The following is a 21,127-nucleotide window of genomic DNA, read 5'->3' on the forward strand; positions in this document are numbered from 1 at the left end:
CAGATATTTATGGATACTAATGTCAAGTAGGGCATATAATCCATACCATTTAAGTAAAAATCAATAATAAGAAAATAGTAATAAAGAATAAGTCATGAAAACCACATCCGAAAATAAAACAGCAATGCGCTTAAATCTGTTTAAAGCAGATTTAGGGAATGCAAAAGGTATTAATGAAAAATTCACTTCTATTTATAAGACCCATAAAGGGGATTGGAAATCAATTTCGACAGCCTTAGAAAAAGAATCGGATTTCAAATCAGAACTCATTAGTAAACTAAAATTTACCAATACGCTAGTATCTTGGAGTGGAGAAAAAGAAAAATTGGTAAGTGTTTTTCAAAAAGATAAAAAGATCAATTCCATGCGGGATGTGGCATTGCATTTCAATAAAGAAAAGCTTACTAAAACTATAAAAGAAACAAATTTGGATATAGGAGAAGATACTCCTGAGGCTTATGCGGCATCATTACGTACAAATTTGTTTTATATAGAACCAACAGCCGTTGTAATGACCATGCTGGCAAATCCTATTGAAACGCCTATAGAAAATAGAGTGATAAGTGGGCAATTAAATACATTTTTAGCAAACCAACCTGAGGAATTCAATTTAAGAACGACTTCTGTGTATGAAGCTTTTAAAAATGAAAATGCTTTTAAGGATATAGCCGAAGAAAGTAGAGAAGATGTTGTTCTTGAAATGAAAGCATTGCAAAGAGTAGTCGCTCTTAGTCCAACTCCGGAGGTGATGCCGATTCTAATGAAAACCAATATGACTTCGGCCTATAGAATAGGAGAACTATCAGAAAAACAATTTGTAAAAAGCTTTGCATCAGAATTTGGAGATCAAGGAGAGGTTATTGCTAAACAATTACATATTAATGCTGTAAATACGCGGATCCGTAATGAGCAGGCATTAATGGCTATGAAGGATATTGGGCAAGGTACAGGTGTAGATTTTATTGATAAATCTTTACAAGTATCAACACCCCAAAATGTAAGTATGATGTCCAATAGCAATGAAACAGTAACTGTAGCTTTTTCTATAAAGGATCGTGTTGACGATACACTTAAAAAGAATAATTTAAGTTGGGATATACTTTTTGGCGATGCTGATTTTTGCGAATGTGGAGAATGTAACTCAGTGTATAGTGCAGCTGCCTATTTTGTGGAATTATTGCAATATTTACGAAATAATAATCTTGATCCTCATGCTGGAGGTAGTATAGCTATTAAACCAGACCCAAAAGATATCTCAGGAACCCCTTTAGAAAAGCTTTTTGAACGTAGACCAGATTTAGGCTGCCTACAGTTAACCTGTAAGAATACAAACACCATCTTGCCATATATTGATTTGGTAAATGAAGTGATGGAAAACTATATCGTTTTTCATCATACGAAACCTTTTAATGTAACAGATCAAACTACGGGAGAGTTATTAGCACAACCCCAAAACACAGAATATGAGGCTTATTGTATTCTACATAAAGCTGTATATCCGTTTACATTACCTTATCATCAACCCATAGATGTGTCACGGGTGTATCTAAAGCATTTAGAAACTAGCAGACACGAACTTATTGATACGTTTCGATCTGTACGAAAAGAAAAAACACTTCCCGTTTCCGAAGAACATGTTGAATCAGGAGATTTAGTAGAAGGGTTTACAGAGGAAGAAAATATTGAATTAGATCATTTACACACGCAATATATCGATCGGGCAGTAGATGCCGAGTACTTAAATATAACACAAGAAGAATATGTTATTTTAACTAGAGAAGCCTTTGTATCTAAAGAATATTGGGATAAACAATGCAAAGAAGATCATACAGAGCAGGAATATCTGGATAAAATAGGCGTAAAACCAGTACATGAGTATTACGGCTATGCCAGTGAACCAGATTTGTTAGATACAGATGAAAGCACAAAAAAAGGACTCACTTTTGTAAAAGATCAATTCTTAAGACGTACAGGAATATCCTATGTGGATCTGGTAGAGTTACTAAAAACACGATGTATAAACCCTAATATTCCGGAAGGTAAAGCTTTAACTATTATGGAGAGTATCCAATTTAGTTATAGGTATCTACAAACGCTGGTCGATCATGGAGCTAGTAGCCCAAAAGGGAAATATGAAAAACTTATTGAGTTTTTAACCAAAGCACAACCATTAGTACCATTATTAGAGACTATTCTTAACCCCGATCCTTGTAATCCTAAACCGGTAGATACCTGTATGGAAACTAAGGATATCGAAAAATGGGTATACTGCTATTTTGAAAAAATAGGGCAAATTATTGTACTAGAAAATTCACAATCCTGTTCATGTCCCGAGGGGCAGTTTTTCCAAAAAACAAGTGCCAGTAATAATGGATTAACAGAATTTGTAGGAACCGCACTTCCGGATGACATGGAGATGGACGATAATTTCGTTTTTCTACGAGACTGTAAAATTGTAATAGCTGACGAAACTGGAAATAATATCAGTAGAGAAATTGGGTTTATGAATCCAATGGATGGTAAAGTTTCTATTTTTTATCCAGATGGCAGACCCTTAGAAGTTGAACATTATGCCGTTTTAGAGTTCAGAAGTAATGATGATGTTAGAGGTGTTTTTGCTAATGGCTTTTTATTTAAAAGACTACCGGATCAACGTGCAGAATTGTGGAACTGTAGAAATATCGCATTAGATAATTGCGATCTAGATTCTGTAAGGTTAATACATTTAGATGGTTCGCCAGTAACTATAGAAGAGTATGATCATATTCAAAGATTTATCAGGTTATGGATAAAATTAGGATGGACTATTGACGAAGTAGATAAGGCTTTAGTAGGTTTAAGTAATACTAAAGATACTTGTATAGATGATCTTTTACCAGATAATGATGATTGTACCAACTGCGACGACCTATTTGAAGAAGCAGAAGCTTGCGGAGATAGTGATGATATAAATAATGATTGTTTTGATGCAAAAAGTATTGAGAAAACACATTGCCCGATTACACCAGACTTTTTACATCAACTAGTAGCTGTAAAAAAACTACTGGATGTTACAGGGATAGAGCTTATAAAGCTACTCACTTTTTGGACAAATATTAGTACTTCAGGAGAAAAATCATTATACAAACGTTTATTTTTAAAATATAACCTAAAAGGCATAGATAAAGTATTTGTTGAAGATAAGAATGGGAATTATTTAACGAAATCAACAAAAATAACAGAGCACTTGCCCATAATAATGGCTGCTTTTAATATGGCTTCAGATGATATTAAAGCCATTATAAAAGCTGAAACGATGGATGATGTTTTAAACATATGCAATTTATCTATCATCTACCGTTACCGTTTACTTTCAAAAGTTATAGGCTTAAAAATCCCTGCTTTTATAAGTATATTTCCTTTGTTTGGAAATCCGTTTAAAGATGCTCATACAACTCTCAATTTTACTGAGAAATGGGCTAAAATGGAAGATGCTGGTTTTAACTATAGACAACTTAATTATGTTATTAGAGGTTATGATGACACTAAAAAACCATTGGCACCAACACAGAAAGATATTTTATTAGTTGCTAAAACCTTATACGATGGACTTAATGTTATAGACGACACGCATAAAGATCTAGAGGATGATCAAGAGGTTCCTGTGGAAATGGTTCGAGCAAAAGCAGCATTACTATTTCCTCAGGTATTAGTTGAAAAAATACTTAGTATTCTTGAAGGAACTCAGCTTTTTATAACTAATGCTCCCAAAAATTTAATTATTAACCCCGCAGAAGATAAAACACTTAAGAATAAATTGCTGTATAATTCTGAAAATGGAACCATTCAGATTACTGGAATATTGACTGTAGCTGAAAGGACAGAATATAGCACTTTAAGTAATGATCCAGAATGGGAAGAAGCTATAGTACGCATAGAAAAGCAACAAACTAAATTATTTAAAGAAGTATTATTTGCTATTTTCGAAGCAGAAAAACAAAAATCTCCAGAACGATTAGCTGAGGTGGAGGCTGCAGAGCTTGTAATTAAAACAGGAGATATTAGTGTCCCATTTGATGAAATTCCGGAAGGAGAGGAAGACCCAAATACCACCCCTAAAAAAATTCGAGCCTTTATAAATGTCTTCTTGCCATACTTGAGAGATCAATTAACCCATCAGTTTGTTGTTGATACCTTGTCTGATTCAGTAGGATTAAGCGAGGAAGTCACAGATATTTTGATATCTGAAATATTAACGACAGGACTACCAGCATCACCAATATATAATGTTTTTGAAGCAATTAAAGAAAGTGCAAAACCAGCTGAAACCGATTGGAAAGGTTATCTTATTCCTTCAGCAAAGGAAGATTATACATTTATAGTAAGAGATAGAGATACAGCACCAAATATCACTATAGATGGTAGCCCATTAGTATTTACACAACAAGAAGACCCTACAAATGAGTGGTGGAGTAATCCTTTAGCATTAAAAGCAGGTAAATTATATATGTTACATGTAAATGGGCAAGATTTAAGTACCGTTTTTTGGAAAACGCCAACATCTGCCATAGCAAACATACCACCCTCATTATTATTACCAGATTTTACTGCAACCCAAACAGAGGGTGCCTATATAAAATTACAAAAGGCAGCTATAATAGCTGAGGGGTTTGAAATAACTGCCGAGGAATTTGAATATTTAAATATTCATAAGGCAGATTTTGATGGTTTAGATATAAATGCCTTAACATTGAACCATTGGTTGCGCATGGAAGGATATGTTAGATTACGAAATGCATTGCCTAACACAGAAACCAATATTTTGGAATTTTTCAAGTGGACACATGCTACTGAAGAACCTAATATATTAAGTGACAAAATTGCAGAATTAACACTTTGGGAGAAAGATAATATAGATAAACTTATTCATGAAGATCATTTTAATTTAAATACTCCTCAATCTTTTCATAACGAAATTAACCTGTTAAAATTACAAGAAGCATTGCGTGTAGCCGATAACATCGCTATAGATATTGATCTGTTATTCGATTGGGCTAAACCGACTTCAAATTTCAAAAAAACCAGAAAAATAGCGGATAGTATTCAGCATGCTATACGAGCAAAATATAAGCAAGAAGATTGGGAACAGGTTGTAAAACCGCTTAATGATCAAATTCGTAATAATCAAGAAGCAACTCTTATAGCCTATCTGTTACAACAACCAGATCTTATTAATTGGGGTGTTACTGATGCTAATGGACTATTTGAATATTTCCTTATCGATGTGCAAATGGATGCCTGTATGGAAACATCCAGAATTAAACAAGCACTATCATCGGTGCAATTATTTGTTCAACGTTGTTTTTTAGGTTTAGAAGAAGAACACAATGGCATTACCCCAGATATTTTAGATCGTGGCAGATGGGAATGGATGCAGCGTTACCGTGTTTGGGAAGCCAATAGAAAAGTATTTCTATATCCGGAAAACTGGATAGAGAGTAATCTTAGAGATGATAAAACACCTTTCTTTAAAGAACTGGAAAGTGAATTGCTGCAAAAAGATATTAATCCGCAAAATATAACAGATACTTTAAAATCTTATGTATTTAAAGTCGATGAGGTGGCTAATATGGAGATTGTTGGATTGTACATTGACGGTGAAAAAGCAACAAGTGGAATCTGGCAAGAAGGCAGTAAATTGCATGTATTTGCCAGAACACGTACAGCACCTTATTTCTATTTTTATAGATACCTGGCATTGGATCAGATGAATTGGAATTCCTGGGAGAAAATGCAGGTAGACATTCCGGATTATGATGTTATGGGGACAGACAATAAGGTAACCGGCAACGGTTGCTATCTTACTCCTGTTGTTTGGAATGGTAGATTAATGGTATTGTTTCCACAATTTATGAGTAAAACCAGACCTGCTGATAATGGAAATACAAGCATAAATGAGATAGCAGATGACAGTCCGAATACTAATAAACCTATTAATTATTGGGAAATTAAAATGGGGATGAGTGAATACCGTAACGGAAAATGGAATCAAAAAGTAGTGAGTAAAGATGCTCTTTATCATGAGAACGGATCCAATATGCCTCGTATTTATGATTATGAGTTTATACCTGTTCCAGCTATAAATATACTTGCTGTAAAAGTGAATTATAATGAAGGAGCGCTACCTGACAATCAGCATGGGTTTGAATTGGGTATAGGAGGAGGAATACGAACACTAAACTTCTCACCGATAGTAAATAATAGCGTAACGGTTACTAATTTTCATCATAATAATCACGAAATAAAATCATTGCAGGATAGTAGTGATGTAAATAGCCATTCATTTAATGATGAAGCGCTTACTACGTATAATTCTGGAAACTTTCATATTCCTTATGTACATCATTTATTAGGTAAAATAAATAGAGGAAAACTGGAAGATTTCTTTAGTTATAACTTATCTATTAACGGGATTAATAAAGATGATGCATTTGGTAAATTTAGCGATATATACCATGAGTTAAAGCGTCCATATTCTATATACAATTGGGAATTGTTTTTCCATACTCCGGTTATGCTTGCGAATGCTTTAAGTGAGTCACAACAGTTTGAAGAAGCCATGAAATGGTATCACTATGTGTTTAATCCGATGGCAGACGGTGTAGACGATAAGCGTTTCTGGAAATTCGGGCCATTTAAAGACATTGACACACAGCGTATTTTAGACGCCATTTTCAATAATTTAGAACCAAATAAGGCCGATGAGACAATTAATGAATGGCGTAATAATCCGTTTAAGCCTCATTTGGTAGCCAGAAGTCGTCCGGTAGCATATATGAAGTGGGTGGTTATGAAATATATTGATAATTTGATTGCCTGGGGAGATTATTTATTCCGTCAGGATAGCATAGAAAGTATTAACCAGGCAACACAGTTGTATGTTTTAGCATATCACATACTGGGTAGGCGACCTCAGTTAATCCCGAAACGAGGAAAGATAAAACCTCAAACTTACAATTCATTACTCGGTAAATGGGATGCGTTTTCAAACGCTATGGTCGAGCTAGAAATAACGTTGCCTTTTAGTAATCAAATAACAACACCAATTGGAATTGATAATGGTGTAGTAGGATTTGCTAACGTTTTTGGTTTTTCATCATCACTGTACTTCTGTATTCCTAACAACCCAAAACTAATAGGGTATTGGGATACTATTGAGGATAGATTGTTTAAAATAAGGCATTGTTTAAACATAGAAGGGATATTCCGTAAGTTGCCATTATTTCAACCACCAATAGATCCTGCTTTATTAGTTAAAGCAACAGCACAAGGGTTAAGTATTGCTTCGGTGTTAAACGATTTAAATACACCTATGCCTAATTATCGTTTTTATTATCTATTACAAAAATCATTGGAATTATGTAATGAGTTAAAATCGTTGGGAGGCGCTATGTTATCGGCATTAGAGAAAAAAGATAATGAAGTTATGCGCTTAATTCGTACCAAACATGAAGGGGTGATGCAGAATTTAGTGATGGAAATAAAAAAACAACAGCTAGAAGAAGCAGAAAAGTCATTAGAAAGTTTATTTCAAAATAGAAAATCGCCAGAGCAACGTATGAAATATTACTTAAAGCTTATTGGAGAAGATGCTAATAAAGTTCCAGGGTTAGATAGCGATTTTACAGAATTAGTAAATACAATTGAAACCCCTGTAGATGAAAGTGGTCTTAAGCTAATCAAGTATGAAAAAGAGGATATGGATAAAGCTAATGAGGCTAATAATAAACAAAAAGAAGCGGTATTTCCAGAAAAATTGGCAAGTATTTTACATATTATCCCTTCTTTCTCTGTTGATCTTAAACCTATAGGAATTGGTGCAGGTATAAGTTTTGGAGGTGGTAATCTAGGAGCAGCTGCACAGGCATGGGCTAAATTTATAACTTCGGGTGTTTCAGATATTACTTTTCAATCCAGTAAGGCATCTAAAAAAGGAAACTTTTTAAGAGCATTGCAAGATAGAGTACAGCAAGCTAATGCTGCTGGTTTAGAGGTTAAACAGATCGATAAACAAATTCTTTCTCAACAGATTCGTATAGGTATCGCGAATCAGGAAATTATAAATCAGCAAAAACTTATTGATAATGCACAAGAAGTAGAAGAATTCTTAAAAAATAAATATACAAACGAAGAATTATATGTTTGGATGAAAGGGAATTTAAAAACAGTGTATCATCAGGTATATAGTTTGGCTTACGAATTGGGTAAAAAAGCAGAAAAAGTATTTCGTTTTGAACGGGGGCTGAGTACTTCTAATTATATCCAGTCAGGTTATTGGAATGCTGGTCGTGATGGATTATTAGCAGGTGAACAACTTTATGTAGGATTGAAACAATTAGAAGCGGCTTACCAAGAAAAGCGTGCTCATGATTATGAAATCACCAAACATGTTTCTTTACGGCAAATTAATCCTTTATCATTAATAGGACTTAAAGAAACTGGGACATGTGAATTTAGTTTACCGGAAATACTATTTGACATGGATTATCCAGGGCATTATAAACGTCGCATTAAATCGATATCTATTTCAATACCATGCATTGTTGGCCCTTATACAGGTTTAAATGCTTCGTTAAGATTATTAGAACATAAATTTAGAAATAGTTCAATAGCTAAGAATAAAAATGATTATAAAGAAAAAACGGACGAGATTGATGATCGTTTCATAACGTTTAATGTTCCTGTTTCTTCAATTGCTGCAAGTTCTGCGCAAAACGAAAGTGGTATGTTTGAACTTGATTTCAAAGATGAACGTTACCTTCCTTTTGAAGGCGCAGGAGCTATAAGTAAATGGCGATTAGAATTACCGGAATTCCGTCAGTTTGATTATGATACGATTTCTGATGCCATAATACATGTGAGGTATACTTCTAATGAAGGCGGAGAACGTATGAAAAAAGCAGCTTTGGATACGGTACATGATTTTAATAAAAATAATGAAGAATTAGGGCAAGAAGAAGGACTTTTTTCTATTATTGATCTTAAACATGATTTAAGTAATGCGTGGCACAAGGCTATGCAGGTAGAAGAAGGGGGTACGGAGCGTGTTATAGCAATAGAAAATATTCAGGATTATCTGCCATATTACGTTAGATTAGATAAAGATGGACAACCCAGAGAATCAAAAGATATTAAAATTACAGATATCGTATTAACTACGGAATCAGACTTACAAGCTTCAGAAATAGTGGTTCAGCAAGATGATACTGATATTAGTTTTACAGATGGTATATCGATAGGAGATACTAAAACCTTTGCTATAAGAGACGAAGAAATAAATGCAGAAAGTTTAAATGTATCGATTAAGAATACAGATAAAGAAATTAGCAAAGCATTAATGGTTGTTCGATTTATTTTAAAGTAATATTTAGTAATTCAAATTTATCAAATTCAAAAAGCTTAAACTTTTTACGCTTGGGTTATAACTCAAAAAACCATGTTTGAAAAGACATGGTTTTTATTTTCAGTTTATCATTATTAAAGTGTAACTAAATCTAAAAAATAAGGTTTTACGGTTTTGCCTCAACTGAAAAATGATAATAGTATGCCATTCATCGAAAATGCGGAAAAACCACTTCCATTTTCACATTGGATATTCTTACATTTATAAAAAATTTTAAAGCCCCACAATAATGAAAAATCTAAAAGTATTACTACGATATTTTTTTCTAGTAAATAGCCTTTCCATCGTATGTAAAGCAATAAATATCTCCTTTACAAATTACATAAACATTTCTTTAAACCAATAGACGGTTAGAACAAGGTCGTGAAATAATAATTAGCCTTGAACAAGGAGGTTAAAGGTTTTGTATGTCTTTATTTTATCGTCAAGGCAAGCAGGTACCTCAGAAATTAATTAATTTACCCTCTGCGTATTTTGTAACTATTTCGTGAAAATAAAAGGCAGTAATGAACCTATGACCAAAAAGGTTGTAGCCAAATATAAAACGATATAAAATAGTATTCAGATTAGAGTATCGTTATTTCTGAATATGAAAAGAGGGCAAATAACCATAACTTAATAGCCCTAACTAATTTGCCCTCCTTTTTATATTTTTTGAGAAAGTTAGATGAATCTGCCTTAAATAACCCCAATTCATTTTGTTAAACGAATGTTTTTAGAGATGTTGGTACGCTTAAAAGTTTTTTGGAAACAAACTATTTTTCCTTTAAAAGAAGATAAGGATCAAGTTCTTGATTTAGATATTTATTTGATAATTAATGATTGATTTTATCTTAAGTTTAAATCAATCTAAAGCATTTTTAGTAATAAACCATCTCCAGCCAATAATAGCCATTTGTAGTTTATTAGCTTTTGTTAAATCTAATCGTCTTTTAGAATAACTAGGTAAGATTGCTTTATTAACCTTCGCTAAAAATTTAAATACTTGCTTTTGCATTTTATAAAAATAGTAAAACTTATTCTAGACTAAGTTTTACATTTAGAGAAATTCATATAATTGAGATAATAATTAATATTAAATCGATTATAAGTTTGGCAAGTGTGATCATAGTTTTTCAGGTTTTAAAGGTTATTAAATAAGTTATTTATATCAATGTTTTTTGAAGATAAATATTTACCAATATGTTAACCAAACGTTTTAATGAAAATCAATGAAGTTGAATATGAATTTGTAAGTAAAAAAATATAATTGATTACTATATTTAAGTGACTATCTACATGTAAGTTTTATATTGTAACTATAAATAGTTATTATTGTTTCAATATTAAATAATTGTAGAGGTGTTTTAAGGTTTTTTTTAAATATCAAGGGAAGAATTATTTAAAAAGTGGTGTTTTTTGACAGTTTCATCTTTTTAAAATATTAAAATATAAAAAAAGACATCCATATTGGATGTCTTAAAATTATACAATTTGTTATAATTGTTTTATTCTTTTTTAGTAGTAATTTCTACAACACCATGTTTTCCTTTCTCTCCATATTTTTTAATGGCTTTTTCACCTTTTATTACGTAAACATTTTTAATATCATCAGAATGTAACTTTTCAAATTCCTTCTTTTTCACTTCTTTTCCATTAATGACATATAAAGGTTCTGTACCATCGTCACTCATTATAACAATTTTGTCGCTATCCTTATTCTTCTTTATGGTTTTAACTTCATAAGACTTCTTTTCATCAGATACTTTTTCTTTTATTACAATAATATCTTCATCATGTTCAATGTCTTCGTCTTTTTCAGTTATAATTTCAACGTTTTCATCAACATCATCATCAGAAACTACAAAAACACCATGACCTTTTTCTGATGAGTAAATTTTATGCTTTCCATCTTTATGATTAATAGTATAATTAGAGCCTTTAAATTTATGTACGGATTGGTTAGTATTTCCAATTGAAATATTTTTTCCATCATCACTAAATGAAATTTTTATTGGTTTTATAGCTTCGTCACTGCTAATGGAATAATTAGAATTGGAAGAATAATTAACATTAGAACTTTTCGAATTTATGCTAATTTTTATAGCAGTGATTTCTCCTTTACTATTACGTTTAATACCATTAAATTTTGCTGTTATACCCTTTTCTTTTAATTTGTTGATAAGGTTATCAAAATCAGTATTTGTATATTCTTTAGTTATTATTTCTATCTCAAGAGAGTAGTAACTTTTTGTTGGTGCTTTTTCTACATATACTTTTTTTGTACTAAAGCTCATTAAAAATATAGCCAGTAAAGGAATTACTAATACATATTTTATTAAATTGATTTTTTTAGATTTTGATTTGTGTAACATAACGATTCGTTTTTTGATTAATGAATTATAAAAATTGTTGCTTAAGGCCAATTGATGAGATGGCACGCTAGTTTTTAGTAATGTTGTTTGATAACTTTTTTTACATTTGAATTTATGCTGAGCTTTTTGGTCTGCTATAAACTCTAAATTTTGCTTTATATCTTTGCTGTAAAGCCATATAAAAGGATTAAACCATAGCACAACACAAGAAAGTTGTGTTAGTAAGATATCTATAGAATGGTATTGTTTTACGTGTATTTTTTCGTGGGTAATAATTTGATCTAATTCAGTTTTGTTAAATTGGTTTGGATTATAAACAATCCAGTTAAAAAATGAAAATGGCGAAATATCTTCATTAGTTTTTATAAACCTAAAAGCATTTTGTTTTTCACTTTTATTTTTGAAAATTAATGTAAACAATGAAGCTAATTGTATAATAAAACGAACAGAAAAGAAAAGTAACCCTATTAAATACACCATAGGAATATAATCTAAAACATTAAAAAGAGATACTTCATTTTCAACTACAACATCAGAAGCAAAATTATAATCTGCTATTAAGGCAGATGTATCTTCAATATAAATTGGAATTACTAAAAAAGGAATAATAAAAGAGGTTATTATACCTAGTAAAAGAAACCCTCTATTAGATTCAAAAAAGGTGTCACGCTGCAAAAAAACTTTGTAGATTATATGGAAAATAATAACGACAGCACTAACTTTTAGTAAATATTCCATAACTAGTTGTTTTTTTCGATGAGTTCAATAATCTCTTTAAGCTCGTCTACACTAATTTTTTCTTCCTTGGCAAAAAATGATACCATGTTTTTATAAGAGTTGTTAAAATAATGGTCTATTGCCAAGTTCATAAACTTTTTCTTGTAATCCTCTTTGCTAACAATGGGGTAGTATTGATGCGTTTTACCATAGGCATTGTAGGAAACATAACCTTTTTCCTCTAAATTTCTTATAATAGTTGAAAGCGTATTATAGTGAGGTTTATCACTTTTTATTTCTGCCAGTACATCCTTAACAAATGCCTTTTCTAACTTCCATAAAATATGCATGATTTCTTCTTCCTTGTTTGTTAATTTTTCCATTTAAAATATGTTTAGTCTTCAAGACTTTTTGAGTCTCTAACAAATATATAACTATTTTTATAGTTATAAAACTATATATATAGTTATTTAACGAAATTTTTAGTTATTATATGGTTTTATATGTTATGAATAAGTAGGGGATTTAAAAATCGTAAATCAAAAATCGTAGATCTTAATTCTTACACTATCTTCGCAAAAAATATTTTTATGAGTTTACTTTGGGTCATCCTTGGTTTTACATTATTAGTAGTAGGAGGTGAGTTTCTTGTACGTTCATCTGTAGCATTGTCTTTTAAGTTTAGTATATCTAAAATGGTTATTGGTATGACGGTGGTATCTTTTGCAACATCAGCACCAGAGCTACTAGTTAGTGTACAAGCAGCATTATCGGGATCGCCAGCCATAGCAATTAATAATGTTGTAGGTTCTAACATTGCTAATATAGGTTTGGTACTTGGGGTTACAGCAATGGTAGGAGCTATAGCAGTTGATAAATCATTTTATAAGCTTAATTGGCCCGTTATGATGGTTTTCTCAATAGTACTTTATTATTTTCTTAAAAATGATAATGTTCTTACAGCTATAGAAGGTAGCATTTTATTCATAGGTCTTATTCTTTTTTTATATGCATTGATAAAGAAAGGAAAGAAAGATACTAGTGTAGAAGAAGTTGATGATGCTTTAGCGGTTGTTTCAAATTTTAAAATAATTCTTTGGCTGGCTATAGGAGCTACGGCTTTATATTTTGGAAGTGAATGGTTAGTAGAAGGATCAAAGGAAATTGCGCGCTCAGTAGGTGTTAGTGAAGCGGTAATAGGAGTTTCTCTAATAGCTATAGGTACTAGTGTTCCAGAATTAGCGGCATCGGTCATCGCTGCAGCAAAGCAAGAAAAGGCTATTTCTTTAGGTAATTTAATAGGTTCTAATATTTTTAATATAGCATCGGTTTTAGGTTTAACAGCTATAATAAAACCTATTACTGTTACAGAGCCTCAAATATTGTCTCATGATATTTTTTGGATGCTTGGCTTTAGTTTTATTTTAATACCAATAATATTTTTACCAAAGAGATTACAAATCAGTAGAGGAAAAGGATTCTTTTTAGTGTTTGCTTATGGCGTTTTTATGTTCTTAATATTTACCAGAGGATAAATATAAAAGATATGAGCATAAAAAAGGGTTTGCAAATTTTGCAAACCCTTTTTTATTATGAACAAAACTAGTATTTCTTTAGACGTTAGCGGATTTAACAGTCTTAATGATTCTACCAGCAATTTTGTATGGATCTCCGTTTGAAGCAGGTCTTCTGTCTTCTAACCATCCTTTCCATCCTTTTTCTACAGTAATGATTGGAATACGAATTGACGCACCTCTATCAGATACTCCATAAGAGAAATCGTTAATAGAAGCCGTTTCGTGTAAACCAGTTAAACGTTGATCGTTAAACTCACCATATACTTCAATGTGTTCTTTAGTAACAGGTCTGAACGCTTCACATATTTTCTCGTAAACTTCTTGAGAACCACAAGTTCTTAAAGTTGAGTTAGAGAAGTTTGCGTGCATACCAGAACCATTCCAGTCACCCTTTACAGGTTTTGGGTGATACTCAATATAGTATCCGTATTTTTCAGTTAATCTGTCTAATAAATATCTAGCAATCCAAATTTCATCACCAGCTTTTTTAGCTCCCTTAGCAAATAATTGGAATTCCCATTGTCCACTAGCAACCTCTTGGTTAATACCTTCAAAATTTAAACCAGCTTCAATACATAAGTTTGCATGCTCTTCTACAAAGTCTCTACCGTGTGTGTTTTTTCCACCAACAGAGCAGTAGTACATACCTTGTGGTCCAGGATAACCTCCAATTGGGAATCCTAAAGGTAGTTGAGTATGCGTGTCCATGATAAAGTATTCTTGCTCAAATCCGAACCAGAAATCATTATCATTATCATCAATAGTAGCTCTTCCGTTAGATTCGTGAGGCGTACCATCAGCATTTAAAACTTCAGTCATTACTAAATATCCATTAATACGAGCAGGATCTGGGTATATCGCAACAGGTTTTAATAAACAATCTGAAGATCCTCCTTCAGCTTGTTGTGTTGATGAACCATCAAAAGACCAGTTTCCTATTTCTTCTAATGTTCCTTGAAAGTTTTCATGCTCTTCTACCTTAGTTTTACTTCTCAAGTTTTGAGTTGGCTTGTAACCATCTAACCAAAGGTATTCTAATTTAATTTTTGCCATAATAAATATTTTATGAGTGAAATTTTAATAATAATCACAAATATAAATTATTATATAAATACTTTAAATTTATAGGGGGTATTTTAATATAAGTATAGGTTATTTTTATTTATACCCCATTATTTTAAGGTTTATTTTAAAAAAAGAGTATTATTTTATATGAAAATTGTAAAAATGTCAACAATAAACTTTTGACTTTTTATGTTTTTATTGATTTAGCTACTTATTTTTGCAGTCATAATATAGTCGTTATCAAACCAAACAAATTTTCAGGAAATGTCAACATTAAGATTTCATGCCATCAAAGAGTCTCTTGCCTATAAACCAATTATTGTAGAAGAAAAAGAACGTAGGTCAGATCTGTTTGGAAAGAATGTATTTAATGAGAATACCATGCGTCAATACTTAACAAAAGATGCTTTTGTAGGCGTTATAAATGCCGTTCAATATGGGAAAAAAATAGATAGAAGCATAGCAGATCAAGTAGCATCTTCTATGAAAGATTGGGCATTATCAAAAGGCGTTACTCATTACACACATTGGTTTCAGCCATTAACAGGTTCTACAGCAGAAAAGCACGACGCATTTTTTGAAACCATTGGAGATGGTATGGCTATTGAAAAATTTGGAGGCAGTCAGTTAGTACAGCAAGAACCAGATGCTTCCAGCTTTCCTAGTGGGGGCATTAGAAATACCTTTGAAGCTAGAGGATATACAGCATGGGATCCAACATCACCAGCTTTTATATATGGCACCACCTTATGTATCCCAACCATATTTGTAGCTTATACCGGAGAAGCATTAGATTATAAAACGCCTTTATTGCGAGCGCTACATGCAGTAGATGATGCTGCAACTGCAGTTTGTAAATATTTTGACAAAAATGTAAAGAAAGTGTCATCCTCTTTAGGGTGGGAACAAGAGTACTTTTTAGTAGATAAAATGTTGGCGGCAAGTCGTCCGGATATTTCCTTAACAGGGAGAACATTATTAGGGCATTCGCCTGCTAAAGGACAACAATTAGATGATCATTATTTTGGATCCATTCCTAATAGAGCATTGAATTTTATGCGCGAACTGGAAACAGAATGTATGCTTTTAGGAATTCCTGTAAAGACCAGGCATAATGAAGTAGCGCCTAATCAATTTGAATTAGCTCCTATTTACGAAGAAGCTAATTTGGCTGTAGATCATAATTCGCTTTTAATGGATATTATGGGACGTGTTGCTTCACGGCATAATTTTAAAGTACTATTACATGAAAAGCCTTTTGATGGGATCAACGGTTCTGGTAAACATAATAACTGGTCACTTTCTACAGACACTGGTGTTAATTTATTAAGTACAGGAAAAACACCAATGAGTAATCTTCAATTTCTAACATTTTTCATTAATACAATTAAGGCGGTTCATGAACATGAAGCGCTATTAAGAGCAGCGATAGCATCGGCTAGTAATGATCATAGGTTAGGAGCTAATGAAGCACCACCTGCCATAATCTCAGTATTTATTGGAGAACAATTAACCAAAGTTCTAGAAGAGTTAGAAGGCGTGACTAAAGGAAAACTTTCACCTCAGGAAAAAACAGAACTTAAGCTTAATGTGGTTGGTAAAATACCAGATGTTTTACTCGATAATACAGATAGAAACAGAACCTCTCCTTTTGCATTTACTGGGAATAAATTTGAGTTTAGAGCTGTAGGGTCTACTGCAAATTGTGGGAACCCGATGACTATTTTAAATACCATAGTAGCCAAACAATTAAAAGATTTTAAAATTGAAGTCGATAAATTAATTGACAAGAAAGATTTAAAGAAAGATGAAGCTATATTTAATGTATTAAGAGAATATATTAAATCTACTAAAAGTATTTTATTTGAAGGAAACGGTTATGGAAAGGAATGGGAAGAAGAAGCTAAGAAAAGGGGGTTAAGTAATAATAAAACAACACCAGAAGCTTTAAAAGCTAAAATTTCTAAAGAAACCATTTCATTATTTGAAGAAATGAATGTTATGAGTCGGGTTGAAACTGAAGCTCGTTATGAGATAGAGGTTGAAGCTTATATTATGCATATTCAAATAGAAAGTCGCGTATTAGGTGATATAGCTCGAAATCATATTGTACCGACAGCCGTTAAATATCAAAATATTTTAATTGAAAATGTTAGAGGGTTAAAAGAAATATTTGATAAAAAATTTAATTTGGTTTCCAAAGAACAGATTAATTTAATTGAAGAGATTTCTAATCATATTGAAGGCATTAATGCTAATGTTACAAAAATGATTAACGAACGTAAAAAAGCAAATGCGTTTGAAGAAATAGAAAAGAAAGCGCTGGCTTACTGTAACCATGTAAAACCTTTATTTAATGATATTCGTTACCATTGCGATAAGTTAGAATTGTTGGTTGACGATGAGATTTGGCCGTTAACAAAGTATCGTGAATTATTATTTACAAGATAATAGCAATATTATTTTCTAATATTTTTGAATGATTTCACAGGAATAGTATCCCTTCGAAAAGAGGAATCTAAAATTATGGAATGTCTAGTTTTATTTTTTCAGATAAAACAAAACGAATTAAATGTGCCATATACTTATGCTAAGGATGGCTAATTTTAAAATATTCCTTTACTTTTGCACCACAATAAAATATTATGAGTCAAGAAGTTTCTAAACGATATGCACAACGTGGGGTTTCTGCATCAAAAGAAGATGTACATAACGCTATAAAAAATATAGATAAAGGATTATTTCCAAAAGCATTTTGTAAAATAGTACCAGATTATCTAACAAATGATGATGATTATTGTCTGATTATGCATGCAGATGGGGCTGGTACAAAATCATCATTGGCTTATATGTATTGGAAAGAGACTGGAGATGTTTCGGTTTGGAAAGGCATTGCACAAGATGCTTTAATAATGAATATAGATGATTTGTTATGTGTTGGTGCAACCGATAATATTATGTTGTCTTCTACCATTGGAAGAAACAAAAGTTTAATTCCGGGGGAAGTACTTTCAGCAATTATTAATGGAACCGAAGAATTACTTGAAGACCTAAAATCATTTGGAGTAACCATTCATTCTACAGGAGGGGAAACGGCAGATGTTGGTGATTTAGTGAGAACTATTATTGTAGATTCTACTGTGACTGCAAGAATGAAGCGAGACGATGTTATTGATAATGCAAATATTAAAGCTGGAGATGTAATCGTTGGTTTAGAGTCTTTTGGGCAGGCAACTTATGAGAAGTTATATAATGGAGGTATGGGAAGTAATGGCTTAACGTCTGCTAGACATGATGTTTTTAGTAAGTATTTAGCAGAAAAGTATCCTGAAAGTTTTGATGCATCTGTTCCTGAAGATTTAGTGTACTCAGGTGGAGTGAAATTGACTGATGATGTTGAAGGTTCGCCTATAGATGCAGGCAAATTGGTATTGTCTCCTACTAGAACATACGCGCCAATTATTAAAAAAATATTATCAGAATTTAATAGTGAAACGATTCATGGTATGGTTCATTGCAGTGGGGGTGCTCAAACAAAAATTCTCCATTTTATAGATCAGTTTCATATCATAAAAGACAATATGTTTCCAATTCCACCATTATTTAAACTCATTCAAGAACAATCTAAAACTGATTGGAAAGAAATGTATCAGGTATTTAATTGTGGACATAGAATGGAATTATATGTGGCTCCTGAAATTGCTGAAAAAATTATTGGCATATCAAAATCTTTTCATGTTGATGCTAAAATAATTGGTAGAGTAGAAGCTTCTGAAACAAAAAAACTTACTATTAAATCTGAATTCGGAGTTTTTAATTATTAAATTTTATTATCGTTTGAAATTGGAATGATTCTTGATATGAGTTTTTTTATTTATATAATTAACCAGGTTAAAACATGAAAACCATATCCTTAGTCTCTTTTTGTTTCTTTTTTCAATTAATTTCTGCACAGCCAGATTCACTTTTTTTACAAAAAAAGAAGAAAAAAGAAGAAAGCCCCCAATGGATTCAAAAAAATAAAGCTACAGTAGATTTAAGTCAGGTTTCATTTACTAATTGGAACTCTGGTGGTAGTAATTCAATATCTGGTCTTTTAGGATTAAATTCTTCTGCAAATTATAGAGATAAATATTTTTCATGGAGAAATGATGTATCTATACGTTATGGAATAAATAAGCAAGAGTCTAGGGAGTTAAGAAAAACGGACGATTTGTTCGAACTTACTTCCAATATTGGTTATAAATCTAATAACTTATCAAACTGGTTTTATTCAGCAAGGCTTAATTTTAAAACACAACTTACTAATGGGTATAATTACCCAAATAAAGAAGTGCCGATTTCCAGATTAATGGCACCAGGATATTTGTTTTTTGGTGGCGGTATGGAATACGGAAAAGATATTGAAGAATTATCATTTTATTTTTCCCCAATAACTTTAAAAGCAACTTTTGTATTAGATGAAGATTTGGCTAATGCTGGTTCTTTTGGAGTTACGCCTGCTGTGTTAGATGCAGATGGAAATATTATTACGCCTGGGGAACGTTTGCGGGAAGAAGTAGGTATTTTAATGACTAATAGTTACGAAATGGAAGTCGCTAATAACATAAACATGAAGCATGTAGTGAGCTTGTATTCTGATTATGTAAACAATTTTGGAAATGTAGACTTAGATTGGAGAATCGATTTTAATTTTAAAGTGAATAATTTTATAAGAGCTACTTTGGGTTCCCATTTAAAATATGACGATGACGTAAAAACAAAAGAACCTTCAGAGATTGAAGGAGAGTTTGATGAAGCTGGGGCAAAAGTTCAGTGGAAACAAATTTTAGGCGTTGGATTTGCTGTAGATTTTTAAGTCTGCGACCAAGAAAGCATGTACTGTAAAGAAACCTGGAAATAATTGATTGGGGTTAAACATTATGAACCCGTTTATGCAATGGTTCATAAAATGTAAGGTCTTGTCATAGTCTTCAGAAATAGAATAAGACAAACGCTCCCAAAGACTTGTAATTGTTTATATTACAGATATTAAAATCATAAATTTTAGAATATGAAAACGTTTAAGAATCTATTTCTATTAATAACAGTTTTTGTTTTAGGGATAATAAGCACTCAAGCGCAAACTACCGAAGAAGATAATCTTTTGGCTATAAAGCGCCATAGGCAAGCAGCTAAAAATGTTTTAGAGATTGCTAAAGAATTTGAAGCTAAAACCTATGCCAATAATAACAACGAGACTTTAGTTTATCGTTTACTTAAACCTTTAAATTATGATTCCAATAAAAAATATCCTTTAGTTGTATGCCTTTCCGGTAGTGGGGGACGCGGTACTGATAATATAAAGCAAATTTCAGGTTGTTGGCCTTCTCAAATTTTGTCTAAGCCTGAAAATAGAGAAAATTATCCTTGTTTTCTTTTTGTACCTCAATGCCCACCAAATTTAAATTGGGGAATATCTTCTAATATCAATCAAATAGAATCATTAGTTTTTGATGTTATTAAAAACATTGAAGACGAATATTCCGTAGATGTAGATAGATTATATGTTACTGGACAATCTATGGGAGGCTTTGGTACCTGGCATTATATTTTAACGCATCCAAAAATGTTTGCAGCGGCTATTCCTATTTGTGGAAGAGGCAATCCAGAATTGGCTCATAAAATTGTTGATGTCCCAATATGGGCTTTTCATGGAGCCGAAGATTCAGCTGTATCGGTTGATTACTCAAGACGTATGATTAAATCCATTAAAAAATTAGGAGGAAGACCATTATATACAGAGTTTGAAAATGTTGGGCATATTAGCTGGCCTCTTGCCTATGACACACCAGGTTTACTGGAATGGTTATTTAAGCAAAAACTTGATAGAAAATAATAGTTTAACGTGAATCTTGGATAATAAAATTTATGTCAGTTAGAGTGATTTTTGCAAAAAATCGTATCGAAAACAAATAAATTTTCGACAAAAA

10 protein-coding genes are annotated in these 21,127 nt (G+C 32.0%); 6 read left to right on the forward strand and 4 right to left on the reverse strand.

Annotation, left to right across the window (positions count from 1 at the left end):
* The first annotated feature begins 94 nt into the window (after positions 1–94).
* On the forward strand, positions 95–9,403 hold the full coding sequence (locus Q4Q34_RS13750) for a Tc toxin subunit A-related protein (RefSeq protein ID WP_303315886.1): 9,309 nt from the start codon (positions 95–97) through the stop codon (positions 9,401–9,403).
* An 883-nt stretch (positions 9,404–10,286) separates the two neighbouring features.
* Here Q4Q34_RS13750 and Q4Q34_RS13755 read toward each other — a convergent pair.
* The 3 genes from Q4Q34_RS13755 to Q4Q34_RS13765 all read right to left on the reverse strand — a co-directional run bounded on the left by Q4Q34_RS13755 (position 10,287) and on the right by Q4Q34_RS13765 (position 12,896).
* Positions 10,287–10,439, reverse strand: a complete 153-nt coding sequence (locus tag Q4Q34_RS13755) for an SsrA-binding protein (protein WP_303315885.1) — start codon at positions 10,437–10,439, stop codon at positions 10,287–10,289.
* A gap of 490 nt (positions 10,440–10,929) precedes the next feature.
* Positions 10,930–12,534 carry a M56 family metallopeptidase gene (locus tag Q4Q34_RS13760; RefSeq protein WP_303315883.1) on the reverse strand — a complete coding sequence of 535 codons (1,605 nt, stop codon included), beginning with the start codon at positions 12,532–12,534 and terminating at the stop codon, positions 10,930–10,932.
* 2 nt (positions 12,535–12,536) lie between these two features.
* A complete protein-coding gene (locus Q4Q34_RS13765; RefSeq protein WP_303315881.1) occupies positions 12,537–12,896 on the reverse strand; it encodes a BlaI/MecI/CopY family transcriptional regulator in 360 nt (119 codons plus the stop codon).
* Between the two features lie 207 nt (positions 12,897–13,103).
* On the opposite strand from Q4Q34_RS13765, the gene Q4Q34_RS13770 reads away from it, so the two are divergent.
* Positions 13,104–14,048: a calcium/sodium antiporter gene (locus Q4Q34_RS13770; protein ID WP_303315879.1), complete on the forward strand. Its 945-nt coding sequence runs from the start codon at positions 13,104–13,106 to the stop codon at positions 14,046–14,048.
* A gap of 78 nt (positions 14,049–14,126) precedes the next feature.
* Here the strand turns inward: Q4Q34_RS13770 and Q4Q34_RS13775 are convergent, their stop codons facing one another.
* A complete protein-coding gene (locus Q4Q34_RS13775; RefSeq protein WP_303315878.1) occupies positions 14,127–15,143 on the reverse strand; it encodes a glutamine synthetase beta-grasp domain-containing protein in 1,017 nt (338 codons plus the stop codon).
* A 276-nt stretch (positions 15,144–15,419) separates the two neighbouring features.
* Between Q4Q34_RS13775 and Q4Q34_RS13780 the strand changes: the two genes are divergently transcribed.
* The 4 genes from Q4Q34_RS13780 to Q4Q34_RS13795 all read left to right on the forward strand — a co-directional run bounded on the left by Q4Q34_RS13780 (position 15,420) and on the right by Q4Q34_RS13795 (position 21,033).
* Positions 15,420–17,606: a glutamine synthetase III family protein gene (locus Q4Q34_RS13780; RefSeq protein ID WP_303315877.1), complete on the forward strand. Its 2,187-nt coding sequence runs from the start codon at positions 15,420–15,422 to the stop codon at positions 17,604–17,606.
* Between the two features lie 194 nt (positions 17,607–17,800).
* Positions 17,801–18,979 carry an AIR synthase related protein gene (locus Q4Q34_RS13785; RefSeq protein ID WP_303315876.1) on the forward strand — a complete coding sequence of 393 codons (1,179 nt, stop codon included), beginning with the start codon at positions 17,801–17,803 and terminating at the stop codon, positions 18,977–18,979.
* 74 nt (positions 18,980–19,053) lie between these two features.
* Entirely contained in the window at positions 19,054–20,013 is a 960-nt protein-coding gene (locus Q4Q34_RS13790) for a DUF3078 domain-containing protein (protein WP_303315875.1), read from the forward strand.
* 195 nt (positions 20,014–20,208) lie between these two features.
* Positions 20,209–21,033 carry a carboxylesterase family protein gene (locus Q4Q34_RS13795; RefSeq protein ID WP_303315874.1) on the forward strand — a complete coding sequence of 275 codons (825 nt, stop codon included), beginning with the start codon at positions 20,209–20,211 and terminating at the stop codon, positions 21,031–21,033.
* The last annotated feature ends 94 nt before the right edge of the window (positions 21,034–21,127 follow it).

It is taken from the genome of Flavivirga abyssicola, from assembly GCF_030540775.2.
Taxonomy (GTDB): Bacteria; Bacteroidota; Bacteroidia; order Flavobacteriales; family Flavobacteriaceae; genus Flavivirga; species Flavivirga abyssicola.